This is a genomic window from Bacillus cereus group sp. BfR-BA-01441 (assembly GCF_022663075.1).
Taxonomy (GTDB): domain Bacteria; phylum Bacillota; class Bacilli; order Bacillales; family Bacillaceae_G; genus Bacillus_A; species Bacillus_A cereus.
On the sequence record NZ_JAKUEU010000218.1, the window covers coordinates 1 to 1026 of the forward strand.

Sequence of the window (1026 nt, forward strand, 5' to 3'; positions counted from 1 at the left end):
CTTGAAATCCTTAAAACCCTAAATTTTAATCAAACGCTACGCTTTCTTGTCCCAATTTGTGCGTCTAGTTAAATTTTATCATTTGGAGTTATTTGAACATCGGAATCAAAAGAAAAAGTATAACTCTTCTTTATATTACGAGAAAGAAGAGTTATACTTTTTCTTTCTTATAATAGAATATATTAAGCCAAAATCATTTTCTTATTTTCCCCTCTCCGTTTAAATCGTAACATATTTTAGATAATGATATCATTGGATTAAAGTGATTATTACTTGAAAAATTAATAAATGACTTTTGAAATGATAGGCCTAATATTTTATTGTATCGTTCCTAATAATCCCATAATTTCTTCTGCTTTTTGATTTTCGATGCTATAGTAGATTTCTAATCCTTAACGATTTCCTCTTAGAACTTTCCCTCTCATTTTAGATAAGAGATGGGAAACTGTTGATTGTGGAATATTTAAAATTTCGGTCATTTGGGTTACATTTAGTGTTTTATGTTTTGAAAGCCCACTGATCAGTTTCAAACGCATTGGGTGTGCCATAACTTTTAAAAGCTCTACATCCTCTTCTAAAATTGAGTTTTCTACGTGCTGATTCGTAAATCTCGTCATAGTATCCTCTCTCCCTTATTTGTTTTCTTCTAATGTAGTGTAACTTCTATATTACATAACATCATAATGTCCAAATGTTTATTATAAACAAGAATGAATCTATCTTTGTATCAAAATTATCATTTAAAAACATTCAAATTTTCACAGAAAAACAAGGTCTTCTTATTCCTCTTGAAAAAGAACTCCAATTAAGACAATTCCCTCTATCTAACGAAAACGTTTCTGTTTTTATTATTACCTTGTGACAGAGACCATAAAAAAATAGGAGGTGCCTATCGTGACAGACTCCTCCTAAAAAACAACTCTCGTATACATATCGGAAATGAATTTATTTTACTAATAGTGAATATTCACCATTTTTATCATCAAATTTATACACATTCAGATAATATTTCCCTGGTTTCGCTAC

1 pseudogene is annotated in these 1026 nt (G+C 29.4%); it reads right to left on the bottom strand.

Annotated features, from left to right (window positions below):
• Positions 1-317: 317 nt before the first annotated feature.
• Positions 318-617 (bottom strand): annotated as a pseudogene (locus MR107_RS30125) (ArsR/SmtB family transcription factor).
• Positions 618-1026 lie beyond the last annotated feature (409 nt).